The organism is Nocardia flavorosea NBRC 108225, from assembly GCF_001613385.1.
Lineage (GTDB): Bacteria > Actinomycetota > Actinomycetes > Mycobacteriales > Mycobacteriaceae > Nocardia > Nocardia flavorosea.
Genome location: NZ_BDCG01000013.1, coordinates 159,805 through 178,062 on the forward strand (window position 1 = coordinate 159,805; position 18,258 = coordinate 178,062).

The window sequence follows — 18,258 nt, forward strand, 5'->3', positions numbered from 1 at the left end:
CGCACCGGGTCGCACGAGGTCTCAGCTCTGGCCGGTCAGCGCCCGGACACGGTCGGTACGCCGGCGGACGTAGCGGGCGAACAAGCGGACGAACGGGCTGCTGTCGGCGGGCGCGGGACGGACCCGGGTGTTGTGGAAGGCTGCGATCTTCCATTCGCCGCCGTCGCGGTGCAGCACCCAGGTGTTGCGTGACAACCGGCCCCGCGGAATCCCGGCCTGCCAGGCGAACACCACCGATCCGGTCATATGCGCAACGGCCACCTCCTCGGTGAGGAAGCGGACCGATTCGATCTCCCCCTCTATGCGGGTGCCGTACAGCGGCCCCTCGAACAGTCCGGCGTGTAGCGCGCGATTCGCCTCGCGCCCGTGCAGGTGGGTGCCGTCGAAAGCCACATAGTCGCTGTCGGCGGCGAATTCCGCGGCATAGGCCACCGCATCGTTATCGGCCCACGCCATTGTGGCTCGGCTCAGCACTTCCCGGACCTGCTGTTCCGCCTCGGTCCTGGTATCCATATCTTGCTCGGTCATCGTCCACATCCCCATTCGTCGGATCCGATAGTCCGATGCTGCGCCGAGGGTCCGCGCTGCGGTATCGGGGAATACCCGGAATCGACCAGGAGATTCGCCCGGAGCTGCCCCGTCCAGCGGTGTGATATGCGCGCACCGGACTGCTCCCTCCGGCCCGCGGCGCCCACAGGATCCGCGATAGTCTCGGGCAATGCTGCAACCCGGGGCGAGATTCGCCGGCTACCGGATCGTGCGCCGGATCGGTGCCGGTGGGATGGGTATCGTCTATCTCGCCGAACATCCCAGGCTGCCCCGGCAGGATGTGCTGAAACTGCTACCGGCCGACCATCTGGCCGACGCCGGGTTCCGTGGCCGGTTCGATCGGGAGGCCGAACTCGCGGCCCGGTTGCGGCATCCGAATATCGTCACCGTCCACGATCGCGGTGTCACCGGCGGTCAGCCCTGGATCGCCATGGAATACGTTCCGGGCACCGATGCCGCCGCGCTGGCCGGTTCGCCGCAGCTCGGGCCGCGCCGGGCGGCGCATATCATCGACGACGCCGCCCGCGGATTGGACCACGCCCACCGCAACGGGATGCTGCACCGGGATGTGAAACCGGCGAATATCCTGGTCACCGCTGATCCGGACCGCGAATTCGGAGAACGGGCGCTGCTCACCGATTTCGGAATCGCCCGACTCGCCCGCGAAGGTACGGACCTGACCCGCACCGGCGATGTGATCGCCACCGTGTCCTACGCGGCACCCGAACAGTTCAGCGCCGGCCCGGTCGATCACCGTGCCGATGTGTATGCCTTGGGCTGCGCCCTTTTCGTGCTGCTCACCGGCGAGAAACCGTTCCCTGTGGGCAGTACCGCCGCAATCGTCAACGCCCACCTGAACACGCCACCCCCGGCGGCCTCCCGGCGCGCGCCCGGTCTGTCGCCGGCCATCGACGCGGTGCTGTACCGGGCGCTGGCGAAGAACCCCGCGGACCGCTACGACTCGTGTCGCGCCTTCAGCCGAGAGGCGTTGCGCGCACTCGAATCACCGTATCCGGCCGAGGACTGCGGTGCGGGCAGCCCGGAACCGGTTGTCCTGCCGGCCGCTTCGACACCGGCCGTTGCGACAACCGAGACCAGGGTCTCCGCTCCCGACCCGCAACCTCCGCACCTCGACTCCGCCACGCCACCGGCCGGGCCCCCCGGCTCTTCCGCAGCCGGCACGCCTCTCGGGCAGTCCGGCTACCCACCGCGCGGCCCGAACCCCGACCGCCTGCCCTCATATCCAGGCCTGCCGCATTCGGATCCACACCCACCGCGCTCCGCCACCGGCCCACCCGCGCACCCGGGCGCGCGCCCAGGGCATTCCGGTGGCCCCGCCTCGCGATCACGCCACGACCCGCCGCCACCGGGTCTGTCTGCGGCCACGCGGTCGCTCACCTCCGCGGGCTCGGTCCCGGCCGCGGCCGCAGACACCGGTCGACGACGGGTACGAAAGCGACCCGTTATCGTCGGCGCCGTCGCCGCACTGCTCGCCGCAGCGCTGGCAACCACCGCGGTGTTCGCCACCGATAACGCCGGATCGGAGGTACCGGGCACGGCGGACGCCACGGCGCCCGGCAGCGCCGCCGGTACTCCCGTGTCCTCCGCGCCCGGCACGTCCACGCCGGTCTCCGCCACGAGCACCGCGCCTGCCGGAAGCGGCTACACCGAGACGTCGGCCCAGGTTCGGGGCGATAACGGCGAGGTCAGCTGGAATGTCCGGATACCGCAGGTGAGTGGCGGTACGGCAGCCGTGGTGGATCGGTTCAACAATTCGGTACGCGCCGCGCTGCAGGATCAGATCGACAACGCCCCCGCATCGTCCGAGCTGACCAGCGGGCCGCCTGACGAACTGCATATCGGGCCGAAGGTGCTGAGCGCTCTGCTGACGACGGTCCGCAAGAGCGATTCCGCGTCCGCCGAACCGAAGAAACTGCTCGCCACCATCACGATCAACGCGGGCGACGCCGAACCGATCACGCTGCGTGACCTTTTTCCGGACCTGGATGCCGGGCTGGCCCGGTTGTCCGGCGAGGCGGAACGGCGCCTGCCCGGGACGCCGGCGGGCCCGGATTTCGACCGCCGGGAAATCCAGCCGCGGACCAAGAACTTCCACCATTGGGTGGCCACCGGTCAAGGTATGGCCATCCATTTCGAGGAAGACAGTGTGGCCCCGCCGGACAAGGGGCTGGTCAGTATCACCGTCCCGTGGCGCGCACTCGCCGATGTGCTCGATCCGGCCCTGGCCGAGGTTCTACGCGGCTGAACCCGTGACCGGTGTGTCAGGGCATCAGCGGGGGTGGGAACCACTCGCCGTTCAGCACCCGCCGTTCCGGTTCGTACAGCCGCATGACCAGGGAGAATTGGCCATGCTCCGGGATCGGCAGCCAGTTCGATCGCGGCACTGCCGGGCCCGGATCGGCGGCCTGCACGGTGAATTCGAGGGAACCATCGGGCGCGAAGTCCGGTGGTACCGGATGACCCACCGTATGCAGATCCGCCTCGTTCGGCACCAGGAAACCGTCGCTACCGTAGGCGGTGAGCGACCAGAATGCTGCCACCGGCGGTGCCTCGCCGGGCTCGAACCGCAGGCTGAACTCGATCGGAGTGCCGTCGTCGTCGGCCTGGTCGAACATCGCCGGGTACACCACCACCGCAGCGAGGTTCGCACCGACGCCCCTGCGGGCCGTCGCGGCCCGCAGCAGGTAGTTGGTGCCGTAGCGGCCGACGTTCAGGTCCAGCACCCAGCCGTTGCGGAGGATGCTGCCCGGGTCCACATACGCGGCGATCTTGCGTTTGGCGGCGTCGACCCCGGCGGAGAGTTCCCCCGTGCTCACACCTTCCGGCGAACCACCGGGCCGGATCCCGATGGTGGCGAAGCGCGCCATCGCGCGTTCGTCCTCGGCGGCGGGCGGATTCTTCTCCATGAGCTCACACATGCGGTCGAAGAAATCGCGGACCGGCATCTCGTCGAGCCTGTCCAGCCCGGCCGATTCCGACCAGTCCTGGTTTTCCGGAATCGAATCGGCTTCGGCGGCTGCGGGTGTGGTCCAGGCGCTCAGCGGGGCGAGCCGCAATCGGGACTGGATATCGCGGACGGCGGCAACATCGTCCGGGCCGCGTACCTCGATCCGTCCGTACAGCCAGGCATCCGCGGTGGGCACAGGCAGCTGGACCGCGCCGGGCGGAAGTGTTCCCGACCAGCCGGGTCCGGTGACGGCGTAGACGAACGGTGCGGCGGCACCGGGTTCGGCATGGGGTTGCACGCTGGTCGGAGTGAAGGCGGTGTTGGACCAGGCGTCGAGGACCTGCATCACCCAGTAGCGGTCCTCGATCTGCGGTACTTCGAACAGCACCGGTTCCTCGCGCAGGTCCAGCCAGGCCACCGAGTACAGGTTGTCCAGGTCGATCCGGACGACGGTGCGCTGGCTCGACGCGGGAAGTGAGGAGGTGTGCTGGAACCGGTTGACCGACGTATATTCCAGGGCCCGGCGGCGGATCGTATCGATCAGCACCAGCGGAAAACCGAAAACATAGGCATCGGTGGCCACTTCACGCCGCTCGGCGGGCGTTCCCGACGGCTCGATCGCGGTGTCGTCGTTCTCGCCGCCGCACGCCGCCAGTCCGGTGACCGCGACCAGACCCAGCAGCGAACGCCTGGACAATCGGAACCGATCGGTCGCCGGCGGGCGCCGCGAGTTACCGGGTACCGCTGCCGGGCCGTCGCCCATGGGCATTCTCCCTGCTCATCGCTGTCGGATGGACTGCTACGCAGGATACGCCCAGGAATTGCCGAACGGTTGCCGCCACGGTCGGCGCGGCCGGTTCTCAGATGGCGAGCACCGTATTCATGATGGTACCGGCGCTGGTGGCGACCACCCCGCCGATCATGGCTCCGGCCACCATCTTCGGAGATTGCAGCGACCCGCCGGACCATTTCTCCCAGGCGAATCTACCGCCGGCGAAGACGATACTCACCGTGCCGGACAGGATGGCCAGCCAAGTCGCGTACTGCACGAACTGCATGATCTTGTCCGCCAGCGGTGGAGCCTCCGGAGTGGGGTCGCTGACCTGTGCGTATACCGATATCGCGTCGACTGCCGACGCCGCGATGATGCTCACCGTCTGCTCCCTCGCCTAGAGTTCGGGGCACTGCGGCCCCGCCTCCATCATCCAGACGATGCCGGGCTCGGCGCAACTTCTTGCCGCTCAGCGCCTTTCACGCTATAACCGCTGGTACCCCCGAATCCTTACCGGGAACCGGGATTACTGCGATCACCCCCGGCGAGCGGTTACGATGCGTGTGCGTTCCCGCCCACCCCGAACACAGAGTGAGCTGCGAGATGATATTGGCCGCCGTCACCGATACGCTACTGGCGCAAATCGGAAACCCCACGCCCGAAGCACCCCCGCTGGCCGACAAGATCACGCAGATGGTCCAGTACCTGACCTGGTTCGTCTTGCTCGCCGGCATCACCGCGATCATCTACGCGGGCGGCAAATTCGCCTGGGAGAAGTGGTCGGGCGGTTCGATGGAATCACCGAAGATGGTGGCCGGAGCCATGATCGGCGGGGTGGTCGCCACCAGCGCGGGCACCATCATGAACGCCGTCATCGGCTGAGCAGTTCCAGCGGCACCCCGCGGCGGCACCCGACCGCGGGGTAACCCGGCGCCGTTCCGGCAACGCCACACAACCGGCTATCGAAAGTATGTTCGAACTCGGGTACGGTAGCCGGCATGCCCGAACTCGCCCCCATCCCGTTCGCCCGGCTCAACCTCGAACAGGTACGGGAACGACTCCTCGCCGCGGCCGCCTTCGGCGAGACCCTTTCGCCCGATCAGCTCGAGGCCTTGGCCGGCAAGGTCAGCGCCGGCCTCAGCATCTACATCGAGGCCACCCAGAACAGCTCGCCACGACTGCCGCACCCGCTCCCCACCGGGCGAGCCTGCCTCGACTTCCGCGGGCATCGACGCTGAACCCCGGCCCGCGGCGAACGCGGACCGGGGTTCGTCGGGCAGCCCGCAGCGCTAGTCGCGGGTGGCCTGTTCGTCGTCGGCCGTTTCGATCGGCGTCGTGACCAGCTCGAATTCGCCTTCGTGCTTGACCACACCCTGCGCGACCGCGCCCTCCACGAGTTCCACACCCAGGTTCGCCCGCACGATGATCGGATCGGTACGCACATCGCGATACAGCGAGATACACATCATCACCATCACGAGCATGAACGGCAGGGCGACCACGGTCGTGATCGCTTGCAACCCGGTCAGCGCGCCACCTAAATCGTCCGAATCGGCGATCACCAGCATGATCGCAGCAACCGCGCCGGTGGCCGTACCCCAGAAGATGACCGTCAGCCGGGAGGGTTCGATACTGCCGCGTTCGGACAGTGTGCCCATCACGATCGACGCCGCGTCCGCACCGGAGACGAAGAAGATGCCCACCAGAATCATCACCAGCACCGTGGTGATCGCCGTGATCGGATACTCGTCGAGCAGATGGAAGAGGGCGAAATCGGGGTTCACACTACCGTCCGCCTCGTCCAGGTTGCCGGTATCGGTCTGCTGCCGGATCGCGGCGCCGCCGAAGACGGCGAACCACACCAGGCTCACCAGGCTGGGCACCAGCAGCACCCCGGCCACGAACTGACGGATGGTGCGGCCACGGCTGATCCGCGCGATGAACATTCCGACGAAGGGGGTCCAGGAGACCCACCACGCCCAGTAGAAGATGGTCCAGCTCGACAGCCATGCCTCCATCTCCTCACCACCGGCGATACCGGTCCGCGAGGCCATGGTCGGCAGATCGGCGATGTAGTCGCCGATGGCGGTGGGCAGGAAGTTCAGCATGAACAGGGTGGGTCCGGCGATGAAGACGAACAACGCCAGCACCAACGCCAGCACCATGTTGATATTCGACAGCCACTGGATACCGCGCGCGATACCGGAGACCGCGGACAGGATGAAGGCCGCGGTGAGCCCGGTGATCACCAGTACCAGACCCAATTTGGAAAGGGCGTCGACATAGCCGTTGAATTCGAGTCCCGCGCCGATCTGCAGGGCACCGAGCCCGAGCGAGGCGGCCGAACCGAACAGGGTCGCGAAAATCGCCATCATGTCGATGGCCTTACCGCCCAGGCCGTCCGAGTGCCGGCCGAGCAACGGCCGGAACACCGCGGAGATCAACTGCGAGCGGCCACGGCGGAAGGTGGCGTAGGCGATGGCGAGCCCGGCGACCGCATAGATCGCCCACGGGTGCAGGGTCCAGTGGAACAGGGTTGTCGCCAAGGCGACCTCGCTCGCCTGGGGGCTTCCCGGCTCGGCGGTGCCCGGCGGCGGGGAGGTGAAATGGGTCAGCGGTTCGGCGACGCCCCAGAACATCAGGCCGATTCCCATACCGGCGCTGAACATCATCGCGATCCAGGAAACCGTCCGGAATTCGGGTGTTTCGTCGTCGGCGCCGAGCGGGATCTTGCCGTACCGGCTGAGGGCGAGCCAGATCACGTAGACGACGAACGAGGTGGCAACGAGAACGAAGAGCCACCCCGTGTTGGTGATCACCCAGGACTGCGCATTGGAGGCCACCCGCGCGAGGCTGTCCTGGTCGATGATCCCCCACAGTACGAAGGCCATCGCGCCGACGGACGTGATGCCGAAGATTAGCCAGTCCACCCCGCGCCGCCGCAAAGCGGGTCTGCCTTCCGGGGATCCCGGCAAACCGCCCTCGGGCGCCGCGGGGTCCTTACCGGTGTCGATCACCATGGACCAGTCCTTTCAAATCGCACTGTGCGCTCCGCATTGCAGCCGCACGCACGACGGGGACCAGCCGTTTTTCGGTCCCCGCCCACGTCCGCGACCGCGCCGCCGAACGGATGTACCGGGAAAAACCGTACCGCCCCGGCGCACGGACGACGCACCGAACACGTCCTGGGACCGATTCGTGCCGTCCACCGGACCGCGCCGAGCAGACGACAAGCGAACCTACCGCGCGCTGTACGGACAAGTGTCCGAATAACTTTCCGTTCCGTTCTCCGGTTCTGTGTACGGCGAACCAGCGGCCTTGCGAGACTCTGAACACAGCGGTGGATACACATGAGGGCAGAGGAGGCCGGCCAGGATGACGGATCCCGTGAAACTGGTCATCGGCGCGAGCGGGTTCCTCGGGTCGGAGGTGACCCGCCGGCTGGCCGCCACCGGCGCCCCCGTCCGCATTCTGGTCCGGCCCACCAGCGACCTCCGGCCGATCTCCGGCCTCCCCCTCGATATCCACTACGGCGATCTGTTCGACGACGATGCGCTCCGGACCGCGATGTACGGCTGCGATGTGGTCTACCACTGCGCGGTGGACACCCGCGCCTGGTTACGCGATCCCGGCCCCCTGTTCCGCACCAATATCGCCGGACTGCGCCATGTCCTCGACGCAGCCCTCGGCGCGGGACTGCGCCGTTTCGTGTTCACCAGCTCCGCCGCCACTATCGGCCGCCGCCCGGGCTCCGTCGTCGACGAGACCGTGCCGTTCAATTGGCCCCGCCTGGGCGGACCTTATGTTCGCTCGCGGGTCGAGGCCGAGGATCTGGTGTTGCGCTATGCGACCGAACGCGGCCTGCCGGCCGTCGCGATGTGTGTGGCCAATACCTACGGGCCGGGCGATTGGCAGCCCACCCCACACGGCTCCTTCGTGGCCGCCGCCGCACTCGGCAAACTACCGTTCCGGTTCGCCGGGACCGGTTCGGAATCGGTGGGGGTCGCCGATGCCGCCCGCGCCCTGCTGCTCGCGAGCGAATACGGAAGACCCGGCGAACGGTATATCGTCGCCGAACGCTTTCTCACCAATGCGGAACTGGTCACCGCTGCCGCGCATGCCGCGGACCGGCAGCCGCCGCGCCTGGCGATTCCGCTGCCGGCGCTGTATGCGGCCGCGGGTGTCGCCGATACGGCGGCCCGGGTCCGCGGGCGCGACAGCCGTCTCACGGTGACCTCGGTGAACCTGATGCATGTGATGTCGCGGATGGACCACGGTAAGGCCGGACGCGAACTCGGCTGGCAACCGGAGCCGGTACTGGATGCCGTCGCCGCTGCCGCCCGGTTCTTCGTGGATCGACGAGGCCGCCGGCCCGCCACCACGGCCGGGTGACCGCATCGGTGAGGGCTGATGGCCAGGCGCGCGTATGCATTATGCAACGAGTGTGTAGGATACAAACCAACCCCGGCGGCGTGGTATGACGACCGGGGGCGCCCGCCGGGCCACCACGGCATGAGCACACGAGCAGGACACCCGCCATGGACAAGCCGACCCGCCTGATCGAATTCGAAACCATGCTACTGGGGCGGCACAGCCTCAATGCGCACCTACGCCGCCCCGACCATCTGGAACGCAGCGCCTACCTGGTGCTGAGCCGGTTGTGGATCGAGGGCCCGATGTCCATCGGGGAGCTGAGCGAGGCATTCGGCCTGGACACCTCCACCGTGCACCGGCAGACGGCGGCGATCATGAAGGCCGGCCTGGCCGAACGCATCTCCGACCCGGCCGGCGGCGTGGCTCGAAAGTTCCGGATCACCGCCGAAGGCAAACGCCGCCTCCGGGCCGACCGCGACTACAACGTCAACGCCCTGGATCGGGTGTTACGCGGCTGGAGCGACGAGGACCTGCAGACCTTCGCCGCCTACCTCGAGCGTTTCAACACCGACCTCGAAGCGCAGGAAGCCCGGCCCTGGCCCCGCCCCTCGTATACCGAGCCCCGCGGATAGCCGCGTCAGAACTGCGTCATATCGACCTGCCGCCGCACATTGGATACCGCGGTGACCACCGCCGTGCCCAGCGGGCCGCTCCGGTCGTAGAGGCTCACCGTGCCCACCGATATCCCCGCGTCGGCCACATGATCCTGCGCCAGCACCCCGATTCCGGGCCCGATGGGCAACCGGGCAAGTGTCAGGGTCACATCGGAGTTGATGTAGCCGATACCTGCGCTCCCCCAGTTGCTCATGAAACTCGCCGCGTCCCCGGCCATCGCCACCCGCTGGAACGGAGTCACCGGATCACCGGCGACCACCGGCAGCATGTTCTGCCAGATCGCCTTGCGGTCGGCGTTCTGATTGGCGCCGAAATTGCGTGTCCACGCCTGGTCGCCGCTCTTCAACAGCGGATGCCCGCCCGCTTCGGATTCGTCCGGAACACCGGGCACCGGTAGCTGGCGGCCGGGTTGCCACAGTTCACCGGCCGGCACCTCGCCCGTCCGCAGGTACACGACGGTGGCGCGGGAGCGCACCTCGTCGCGCTGGAGCAGTTCGGCGTCGGCCACGCAGATACGTTTACCCTCCCGGACCACCGTGCTGCGTACGGTCGTGGGCTCGTCGGATACCGCACTGAACAGGTCCACAGTGAGCCGAGCCGGGACGAACTCCGGGCCCGGCGCGCGCGTCTCGAGTTCCCGGGCGAGCAGCCCGCAGATGGCCGGCCCGCTGACCTGGGTCGGGCTCCAGCTGGATATGGCTACCCGGGTGGGCAGGTATTGCACACCCTCTCGGTTGTAGAACGCCAACACGGTATCGACTCCTCTCGTGGGCAACCCACGAGAGAATTACAACACGTTCTAGTTCAGCTCCACCGAGAGGTGCCCGGCCGCGTTGCCTCCGCCCGACTCCGCGGGGCAGCAGCAACCGCCTCGTCGACAGCGCATTCGAAACCCGGCTCGCGCGCCCGCAGGCCAGGACGCGGGCAGCCCTGCCGCGGCCGCCTGCCCGGCAACCGGGCCCCGACGCCCGGGTCAGGAACACGACGTCGGCCCGTCGGCAAGCAGCTCGAGCTCAGCCGCCCGCACTGACCGGCCGGTCACACATGCGCAGCGTCCAGGAGGGCGTCGGCCGCCGCTCCGACCGCGGCGAGGTCGCCAGTCCAGCCGAGGACTCTGAGCGCGGCGTCGGCGATTGCCCGCTGGGCACCGTATTCATGTCGGACGAAGGGCCACCGGCCATGATCAGCCTCGGAATCGCGGTCAGCGTGCTCGCGGTAATCGGCATCGGCCTGCTGGTTTCCCGCAAGGTGGACGGCGACAGCGTCAACTTCCTCGTGGCCGGGCGATCCCTGGGGCTACCGCTGGTGGCGGCGGGCCTGATGGGTCAGGCAGTGGATTCCAATGCCACGCTGGGCAATACCGACCTCGCCGGGTCGGTGGGTTTCTGGGCCGGCGCCTCACTCCCGCTCGGCCTCGGCCTGTGCCTGCTGCTCACCGGAATCTTCTTCGCGAAGCCGATGAACCGCATGAAGCTGCTCACGCTGCCCGATTTCTACAAGATCAAATACGGCCGCGGGGTCGAACTGGCCGCCTCGATCCTGATGATCTTCAGTTTCTGCATTCTGCTGGCCGGCAATCTGGTGGCCGGCGGCTATCTGTTCGAACGTTTCCTGGGCATCCCCTACACCGCCGGCGTGCTGCTCATCGTGGCCATCGTGCTCACCTACAACGTCACCGGTGGCATGTTCAGCGACGCCTATACGGCGCTGGCTCAGACGGTGATCACGGTGATCGGCTCACTGGCGCTGCTGATCTGGGTCGGCTCCACGTACGGGATCGATATCCCCGACGGGATGGGCCCGTTCGATCTGGGCCAGTTGAGCAACACGTCCGAGGGTGCGGCCATCAACTGGGCCACCCTCATCGCGCTGGGTATCGGCGATATCGTCGCCATCGATTTCATGCAGCGTATCTTCTCGGCACGCTCCCCCGAGATCGCGCGCCGCGCCTGCTTCGCCAGCGCCGCCGGTACCGCCGTGGTGGGTATTCCGTACGCGCTGGTCGCGCTGGCCACCACCGATATCGTCGACCCGGACGGCGGTCCGCGCCTGCTGGCCCTGCTGGACGAACACGCACCCGCCGGACTGGCGATCCTGGTGCTTTCGGCCGTCGTCGCCGCCTCGTGTTCCACCGCCAACGGCGCCATCCTCGGCACCGCTGCCGTGGCCACCCGCAATATCGCCGGGCGTACCGAACGCACCGATACCGCCGGTCGCGACACCCTGCTGCGTGATGTCCGCATCACCATGATTCCGGTTGCGGCGGTGGCGATCTTCTTCGCGGTCCAGGTCCCGCAGACCGGCATCCTGCTCACCCTCGCCTTCGATCTGATGCTGGCCGGGCTGATCGTCCCGTTCGTGGCCGCCCACCTGCCCCGGCGGGTCACGACCGCGGCGGCGGTCGCCGCGATGGTCGCCGGGCTCGGTGTGCGCCTGCTGCTGTTCGTTCTCACTCCCACGATGTACGGGGTGCCGAATACGGTGTTGTATCTGAATAATTCGCTGATCGGCCCCGGCTTCGACGGGTGGCCGACCTTCCTCGGATTCCTGGCGTCACTCATCGCGTTCCTGGCGACTCACGCCGCCGGACGACTACGCGCCCGCGCCGCGACCGGCATACCGCCCGCCTCGGTCCTACCACCCGCTCCGGTGTCCACACCGGAACCCGTCAAACAGCCCGGCTGACAGAGCACGCCCGCTCCCATGAGCAAGGAGAGACGATGACACCGCCCGCACAGGCACCCACCACCGCCTCGACCACCGGCGCCCGCGCGCATGCCCGGGCCCAGGGCTCGGCCGCCCCGGCGACCCCCGGCCTGCCCGCCGGGATCCACCCGGCCGACACGACCTGGACCGTCCGGCTGCCCCCCGGCGGATACACCGGTGCGGTGCTCGGGCGCGGCACCAGACTGCGGCTGACCGATCCGCACGGTTCGGCATGCGCGCACCTGTTCCTGCTTCGGGCGGAAGCTCCCTGGGAGCGACTCAATATCGCCGACACCGTAAAGGTGCCGTGGCAGGCTTATCTCGGCGCCGGTCACCCCTTGCTGTCGGACCAGGGCCGGGTGCTGGCCACGGTCGTCACCGATACCTCCGGCCACCACGACACGCTGTGCGGCACCTCGCGTGCGGGCCGGCTGCTGCTGGAACGCGCCGCGGCCAAATACGGTCTCGAACCCCGCGATATCGGCCCGACGCTGTCGCTGCTCCGTGGTGTGCGGGTCGGTAGCGAAGGGGACCTCGCCGCGAACGGCTCCGCGGGGCCGGGCGCCCATATCGAACTGCTGATCCACCTGCCGGTGACCGTGCTCGTGGCCGATACCCCGCACCCGCTCGACGACACCCCGGTCACCGAGCTCGATCTGGTGGCCTGGCCCGGCGACCTCCTCGACACCACCACCGTGAACAACGACCCGGAATATCTGCGGGCCGTACAGAACACCGAACAGGCCTGGTCGGCCGCCCGGACCCGACAGGAGTGGGTATGAGCAACATCACCGCGACCATTGTCCTCGACGACATCGTGCCGGCGTGCGCGCCGTGGTCGGCGATCGTACGGGCGGGTGACCGCCTCGATATCGTCGACCTGCACGGCAACCAGGCCGTGGACTGCCTGCTGTACTCCGCGGCCGATCACACCGACCGCTACAGCGCCCAGGCCACGATCACCGCCCAGCGCAATATCTTCCTCACCACGGGCAGTGTGCTGCGCACCGATACGGGAACCACGTTGATGACCGTGATCGCCGACGACGTCGGCAACCACGACACCATCGCCGGGGCCTGTTCCCAGGAATCGAATACGCTGCGCTACGGCCACCACACCCGCCACCAGCACGCCTGCGTGGAGAACTTCCTCGCCGAGGCCGCGAAATGGGGTATGGGCAAACGGGACCTGGTGTCGAATATCAACTGGTTCATGAACGTACCGGTGGAATCCGATGGAACCCTCGGCATCGTCGACGGTCTGTCCGCGCCTGGTAAAACGGTCTCGCTGCGGGCCGAGGCGGACACCCTGGTGCTGGTGTCGAACTGCCCGCAGATCAACAATCCGTGCAACGGTTTCGTTCCGACGCCGGTGCGAATGGTGGTGTCGCGATAACCGCGCCGACAGCGCTCGCACCGGCCACAGACCCGGTGCGGATATCGCACATGGTGGTGGAACGACCCGGATTGCTCACCACCGTGCAGGATTGGCCCGGCCGGACCGGCTACTGGCATGTGGGTGTACCGCCGTCGGGGCCGATGGACGATCTGTCGTTCCGGCTGGGCAATCGCGTGCTGGACAACGAGGAGGGCGCAGCGGGGCTGGAATGCACGATGGCCGGGCCGGCCCTGCGTTTCGCCGTGCCGACGTGGGTCTGTGTCACCGGGGCACCGGTCGAGGTGACCGTGACGGGCCGCCGGGTACCGCTGTGGCGGCCGGTGCTGGTCCCGGCGGACGGACTACTCGATATCGGGATGACCCAGGGGCCCGGGATGCGCTGCTATGTCCTCGTTTCCGGTGGTGTGGCGGTACCGGAGTATCTGGGCAGCGCGGCCACCTTCACCCTCGGCGGGGTTCGGCGGCGTGACCGGTCGCGCCCTCGCCGCCGGAGATATCCTGCCGCTCGGCCCGGCCGTGCGCGCTCCGTCGGGCGCGGTGCCCGACGGTGAGCAACCGGCGCTGACCCGAAACTGGCAGCTGGCCGTCACCGAGGGGCCGCACGGCGCGCCGGAATTCTTCACCCGCGCCGATATCGGCACCCTGTACGGCACCGCCTACGAAGTGCATTTCAACTCCGACCGCACCGGTGTCCGGCTCATCGGGCCCAAACCCCGCTGGGCCCGGCCCGACGGCGGCGAGGCCGGGCTGCATCCGTCGTATATTCACGACACCGCCTACAGCGTCGGCGCCCTCGATTTCACCGGCGATACCCCGATCCTGCTGGGACGGGCGGTCCCAGTCTCGGCGGATTCGTCTGCCCGGTCACCGTGACCGCCGCCGACCGCTGGAAACTCGGGCAGTTGTGTCCCGGCGATACGGTACGTTTCGTACCCGTCCGGGCCGACCGGACCGCTTCCCCGCGCATCCTCGGCCCGGGACGGCGGGCGGCCTGGTCCGCCGTATTGTCTGCCGGGGGCGACGGCGACGACGGTGTCCTGCGGTATACCGAAACAACCGACGGCATCCCCGTCACCTACCGCCGCGCCGGTGACGACGGCATTCTCGTCGAATACGGCACGATGACCCTGGATCTCGGACTGCGCGCCCGGGTGCACGCGCTGTACGAAGGGCTGCGCCCGGATGCGGGGCGGGGTATCACCGAACTGACCCCCGGTGTGCGGTCGCTGCAGATCCGTCTCGACCCCACCGCCGTTTCCACCGCGGCCGCGCTGGACATGCTGGCCGAAGTGGAGACAGAACTACCGGCCGCCGACGATCTGGTGGTGCCGAGCCGAACGGTGGAACTGCCGCTGTCCTGGGACGATCCGGCTACGCGCGAAGCCATCACCCGGTATATGCACGGCGTGCGCGCCGACGCCCCGTGGTGCCCGTGGAATACCGAGTTCATTCGCCGTATGAACGGGCTGGAGACCGTAGCCGAAGTGTTCGACACCGCTTTCGCGGCCGAATACCTCGTCCTCGGCCTCGGCGATGTCTACCTCGGCGCCCCACTGGCCACCCCGACCGATCCGCGACACCGCCTGATCACCACCAAATACAACCCTGCCCGCACCTGGACTCCGGAGAACGCGGTGGGGATCGGCGGTGCGTACCTGTGCATCTACGGTATGGAGGGTCCGGGCGGCTATCAATTCGTCGGCCGCACTACCCAGGTGTGGAGCCGGCATACGGACCGTGAAGATCCCTGGCTACTGCAGTTTTTCGATCGCATCCGCTGGCACCCGGTCAGTGCGGAAGAGCTACTGGACCTACGGGCGGACTTCGCCGCCGGCCGCGGCGAACTACGCGCCCGCGACGGCGAGTTCCGGCTGGCCGATCACCGCCGTTTCCTGACCGAGCACGCCGAATCCATCGACGCCTTCCGGACACGCCAGGCCACGGCCTTCGCGGCCGAACGCGACTCCTGGCGCAGGTCGGGCGAACTGACCGAATGAGGGCCGGCCGGCTCGCCATTCGACCACGAGCCGGCCCGGCGGTTCAGGCGCCGGCGGGTACCGGAGCCCCGAGCTGCGCCAGCACAGCGTCGGTGTTCAGCACCATGCCACAGCGCCGCGCGGTGTATTGCAACGCGATCCGGTGTGCGTCACGGCTGAAATCCGCGACCGCGTCGTGCACCATGAACGCGCGGATATCGTTCATGAACGCCTCCGCGGCACTGAGCATGCACCCCATATGCGCGTACACACCGGTGACGATCAGCTGATCGCGGTTGCGGTAGCCCAGCAGCTGGCGCAGATCGGTGCGCTGGAACGCCGAATAGCGCCATTTGGTGACCTGGATATCGTTCTCATCGGGTTCCAGCTCCGCGATGACCTCGGTATCGCGACCGTCCGGCATCCCGGCGCCCCAGAAATCGGCGAGCAATCCACGCCGGTCGGGGTGCTGGTCACCGGGCTGCATACTGTAGATGACCGGAATGCCGAGCTCATGGCATCTATCGCGTAATCGGGAAATATTGTCGATCATGGTCCGGGCCGGATCGCGATCGAGCTGATACGCGGTGAGGAAGTAGTTCTGCATATCGTGGATCAGCAGGGCGCATCTGTCGGGTTCGATCCCCCAGGACACCTGGTTCGCGATCTCCTCGTCCAACGGCGGCATCGCATAGGGTGCGATCGGCTGCATGGGCATGGCCAGAACTCCTCATCATTTCTTGTGGCCCGCAACCTTCCGGTAGGCTGCGGAGCCGGGGGCGCAGTATCAGTGAGCTTTTCGGATCAGGACACGGCGGCAGCCTTCCCGCCGACCCCGAGCGGCCCGAGGACACGCTGGAGTTTCCCGGTGGTCTCGGCCAGTTCGTCCTCGGGATCGGATTCGGCGACGATTCCGCCGCCCGCGTAGGCCAGTACGGTCCGGTGGTCCGCGGCCAGTTCCATGCAGCGGATGCTCACCATCCATTCCCCGTTGCCGTCGGCATCGCACCAGCCCACCGCGCCGGCGTAGAAACCGCGTTCGCCCTCGAGCTCGGCGATCAACCGGGCCGCGGCGGCAGTCGGTGTACCGCAGATCGCGGGGGTGGGATGCAGGGCATCGGCCAGTTCCAGCGCGGTCGGCCCGGTAACCGGCACCGTGGCGCCGATCGTGGTGCCCAGATGCCACATGGCCGGGGTCTCGGTGAGGTCGGGGTTCGCGGGAGTTCGCACATCGGTGCACCGGTCGCGCAGGATATCGGCCACATGATCGACCACATAGCCGTGCTCATGGCGATCCTTGGCGGACCCGAGCAGGGATTCGGCCGCGATCCGATCGGCCACCGGATCCTCCGGCATCCGGCGTGCGGACCCAGCCAGCGGATGGCTGGTGACCTCGGGCCCGAGCCGGCGCACCAGGATCTCCGGGCTGGAGCCCACCAGGTGCCGGCCGGTGTAGACGCCGCCGGCGGCGGACAGGTCGACCAGGTACCCGTTACCGGCGGGATCGGTGGACACCAGCAGGTCGAGCAGGTCGGCGGCGCGCACCGCACGATCGGCGCGGGCGCGGAGCTTTCTGGCCAGCACCACTTTCCGCAGCGCATGCGCGGGATCGGACAGCAGCCGGATAGCGGCACCCACCCGGCGGAGGTGTTCCTCGGGTTCGGGCAGGTTGTCGGTGATCGTGATATCGGGTGCGGTGACCGCACGTGGCCTGCGGGGACCGTCGGTCACCGCAATCGATTCCGGCGCCCACAACGCGGCCGGGGCGCCGGGCGTGAACGGCAGCGCGCCGACGATATGGCGCACGCGTCCGGCCCGCAACTGAGCAGCGGCTGCGGCGGCACTGTGGAAGACACGATCCCCGGCCGACGCGGTCACCGTACGTTGCGGCCGGGACAGGACAAAAGCGGGATCCGCGGAAAAAGCGGAGTTCTCGGTATCGATGGTGATCATCCTCTCGTGTCACATATCCAGCGTTGCGCCGCCGTCGACCCGCAGGTCGTGCATGGTGATATGGCGCGCGGCGTCGGAAACCAGGAAGTGGACGGCGGCGGCGATATCGGCCGGTTCGGCGATCCGCCGCAGCGGGATTCCCAGCCGGTAGTTCTCCGGATCGCCGTCGAGCAGGCTGGTGCGCGCGGCATCGCCGAGCCCGTGTTCGCCGGAATCGGCATACATTCCGCGGAGCAGAGGAGTGTCGGTGGAACCCGGCGACACCAGGTTCACCCGGACCCCGTGCGGTGCGACCTGCAGCGCCAGCGACCGGGTGAACGCCGTGGTCGCGGCCTTGGCGGCGCCGTAGGCGGCGAGGCCGACCCTGGGTGTCGTCGCGGAATTCGAGGAGACCACCACGATGGAACCGCGCTGCAGGGCGACCATTTCGCGGGCGGCGCGCTGTGCCACGTACACGGCGGCGTTGGTGTTGACCGCGAGGCAGCGCTCCCAGTCGTCGGCGCCGGTATCCAGGGCGGAGCCGCCGATCATCGCGCCGGCGGTGTGCACGACGATGCGCGGTGCGCCGTGCTCGGCGACCATGCGATCGAAGGCCGTGGCGACGGCCGCAGCATCGGCGAGATCGATGTCGGCGCCCCGCGCGGCAATTCCCTCGTACTGCCGCCCGAGCCGTTCGGCCACCTCGTGCACCCGGGAATCGGTATCCCACAGTTCGATGAGCGGAGTAGCGCCTGCGAGTGCGGTGGAGACGGCCGCCCCGATCCCCCCGGCGGCTCCGGTGACGATGACCCCTTCACCCCATTGCTTCGTGACCATTAGGTTAAGCTAACCTAAAATTACACCGTAAGGCTAGTATTTCGGTGTGACATCGAACAAGATCGCCGAT

Annotated in this window: 16 protein-coding genes and 1 pseudogene; 9 read left to right on the forward strand and 8 right to left on the reverse strand. The window is 68.0% G+C overall.

The features are described 5' to 3' along the window. Positions 1–21 precede the first annotated feature (21 nt). Positions 22–528 carry an SgcJ/EcaC family oxidoreductase gene (locus NFL01S_RS16540; protein ID WP_062976236.1) on the reverse strand — a complete coding sequence of 169 codons (507 nt, stop codon included), beginning with the start codon at positions 526–528 and terminating at the stop codon, positions 22–24. Positions 529–718: 190 nt separating this feature from the next. Between NFL01S_RS16540 and NFL01S_RS16545 the strand changes: the two genes are divergently transcribed. After that, positions 719–2,815: a serine/threonine-protein kinase gene (locus tag NFL01S_RS16545; RefSeq protein WP_062976238.1), complete on the forward strand. Its 2,097-nt coding sequence runs from the start codon at positions 719–721 to the stop codon at positions 2,813–2,815. Positions 2,816–2,831: 16 nt separating this feature from the next. On the opposite strand, the gene NFL01S_RS16550 is transcribed toward NFL01S_RS16545, so the two are convergent. After that, positions 2,832–4,280, reverse strand: a complete 1,449-nt coding sequence (locus NFL01S_RS16550; protein WP_245670725.1) for a DUF1254 domain-containing protein — start codon at positions 4,278–4,280, stop codon at positions 2,832–2,834. A gap of 97 nt (positions 4,281–4,377) precedes the next feature. Then, the gene (locus tag NFL01S_RS16555; protein WP_062976240.1) at positions 4,378–4,671 is read right to left on the reverse strand and encodes a hypothetical protein; all 294 of its coding nucleotides are present in this window, start codon (positions 4,669–4,671) and stop codon (positions 4,378–4,380) included. A 221-nt stretch (positions 4,672–4,892) separates the two neighbouring features. Here NFL01S_RS16555 and NFL01S_RS16560 point away from each other — a divergent pair, with 221 nt between their 5' ends. Continuing rightward, on the forward strand, positions 4,893–5,171 hold the full coding sequence (locus NFL01S_RS16560) for a hypothetical protein (RefSeq protein WP_033244913.1): 279 nt from the start codon (positions 4,893–4,895) through the stop codon (positions 5,169–5,171). 116 nt (positions 5,172–5,287) lie between these two features. After that, positions 5,288–5,527, forward strand: coding sequence for a DUF6374 family protein (locus NFL01S_RS16565; RefSeq protein WP_062976242.1), 240 nt, complete (start codon positions 5,288–5,290; stop codon positions 5,525–5,527). Between the two features lie 51 nt (positions 5,528–5,578). On the opposite strand, the gene NFL01S_RS16570 is transcribed toward NFL01S_RS16565, so the two are convergent. After that, complete coding sequence (locus tag NFL01S_RS16570) at positions 5,579–7,309, reverse strand: BCCT family transporter (protein ID WP_084492743.1); 1,731 nt, start codon at positions 7,307–7,309, stop codon at positions 5,579–5,581. A gap of 355 nt (positions 7,310–7,664) precedes the next feature. Here NFL01S_RS16570 and NFL01S_RS16575 point away from each other — a divergent pair, with 355 nt between their 5' ends. Together NFL01S_RS16575 and NFL01S_RS16580 are read left to right on the forward strand one after the other, a co-directional pair. Continuing rightward, entirely contained in the window at positions 7,665–8,681 is a 1,017-nt protein-coding gene (locus NFL01S_RS16575; protein WP_062976244.1) for an NAD-dependent epimerase/dehydratase family protein, read from the forward strand. Between the two features lie 146 nt (positions 8,682–8,827). Further along, on the forward strand, positions 8,828–9,295 hold the full coding sequence (locus NFL01S_RS16580; protein WP_062976246.1) for a MarR family winged helix-turn-helix transcriptional regulator: 468 nt from the start codon (positions 8,828–8,830) through the stop codon (positions 9,293–9,295). Positions 9,296–9,300: 5 nt separating this feature from the next. Here NFL01S_RS16580 and NFL01S_RS16585 read toward each other — a convergent pair whose 3' ends face one another. Next, positions 9,301–10,089, reverse strand: coding sequence for an acyl-CoA thioesterase domain-containing protein (locus NFL01S_RS16585; protein ID WP_062976248.1), 789 nt, complete (start codon positions 10,087–10,089; stop codon positions 9,301–9,303). A 293-nt stretch (positions 10,090–10,382) separates the two neighbouring features. Here NFL01S_RS16585 and NFL01S_RS16590 point away from each other — a divergent pair, with 293 nt between their 5' ends. The 4 genes and pseudogenes from NFL01S_RS16590 (at position 10,383) to NFL01S_RS16605 (ending at position 15,440) form a co-directional block, all read left to right on the forward strand. Further along, positions 10,383–12,023 (forward strand): high affinity choline transporter 1, encoded by a 1,641-nt coding sequence (locus tag NFL01S_RS16590; RefSeq protein WP_245670726.1) that lies wholly within the window; start codon positions 10,383–10,385, stop codon positions 12,021–12,023. Between the two features lie 35 nt (positions 12,024–12,058). Further along, the gene (locus NFL01S_RS16595) at positions 12,059–12,826 is read left to right on the forward strand and encodes a DUF1989 domain-containing protein (protein WP_062976250.1); all 768 of its coding nucleotides are present in this window, start codon (positions 12,059–12,061) and stop codon (positions 12,824–12,826) included. After that, positions 12,823–13,440, forward strand: coding sequence for an urea amidolyase associated protein UAAP2 (locus tag NFL01S_RS16600; protein WP_062976640.1), 618 nt, complete (start codon positions 12,823–12,825; stop codon positions 13,438–13,440). The genes NFL01S_RS16595 and NFL01S_RS16600 overlap by 4 nt, the downstream gene beginning before the upstream one ends. 50 nt (positions 13,441–13,490) lie before the next feature. Continuing rightward, positions 13,491–15,440, forward strand: a pseudogene (locus NFL01S_RS16605) (5-oxoprolinase/urea amidolyase family protein). 43 nt (positions 15,441–15,483) lie between these two features. Here NFL01S_RS16605 and NFL01S_RS16610 read toward each other — a convergent pair. The 3 genes from NFL01S_RS16610 to NFL01S_RS16620 all read right to left on the reverse strand — a co-directional run bounded on the left by NFL01S_RS16610 (position 15,484) and on the right by NFL01S_RS16620 (position 18,188). Then, positions 15,484–16,137, reverse strand: coding sequence for an isochorismatase family protein (locus NFL01S_RS16610; RefSeq protein WP_062976252.1), 654 nt, complete (start codon positions 16,135–16,137; stop codon positions 15,484–15,486). 86 nt (positions 16,138–16,223) lie between these two features. Then, positions 16,224–17,372: an isochorismate synthase gene (locus tag NFL01S_RS16615; protein ID WP_062976254.1), complete on the reverse strand. Its 1,149-nt coding sequence runs from the start codon at positions 17,370–17,372 to the stop codon at positions 16,224–16,226. A 9-nt stretch (positions 17,373–17,381) separates the two neighbouring features. Then, on the reverse strand, positions 17,382–18,188 hold the full coding sequence (locus NFL01S_RS16620; protein WP_062976256.1) for an SDR family oxidoreductase: 807 nt from the start codon (positions 18,186–18,188) through the stop codon (positions 17,382–17,384). Positions 18,189–18,258: the final 70 nt, after the last annotated feature.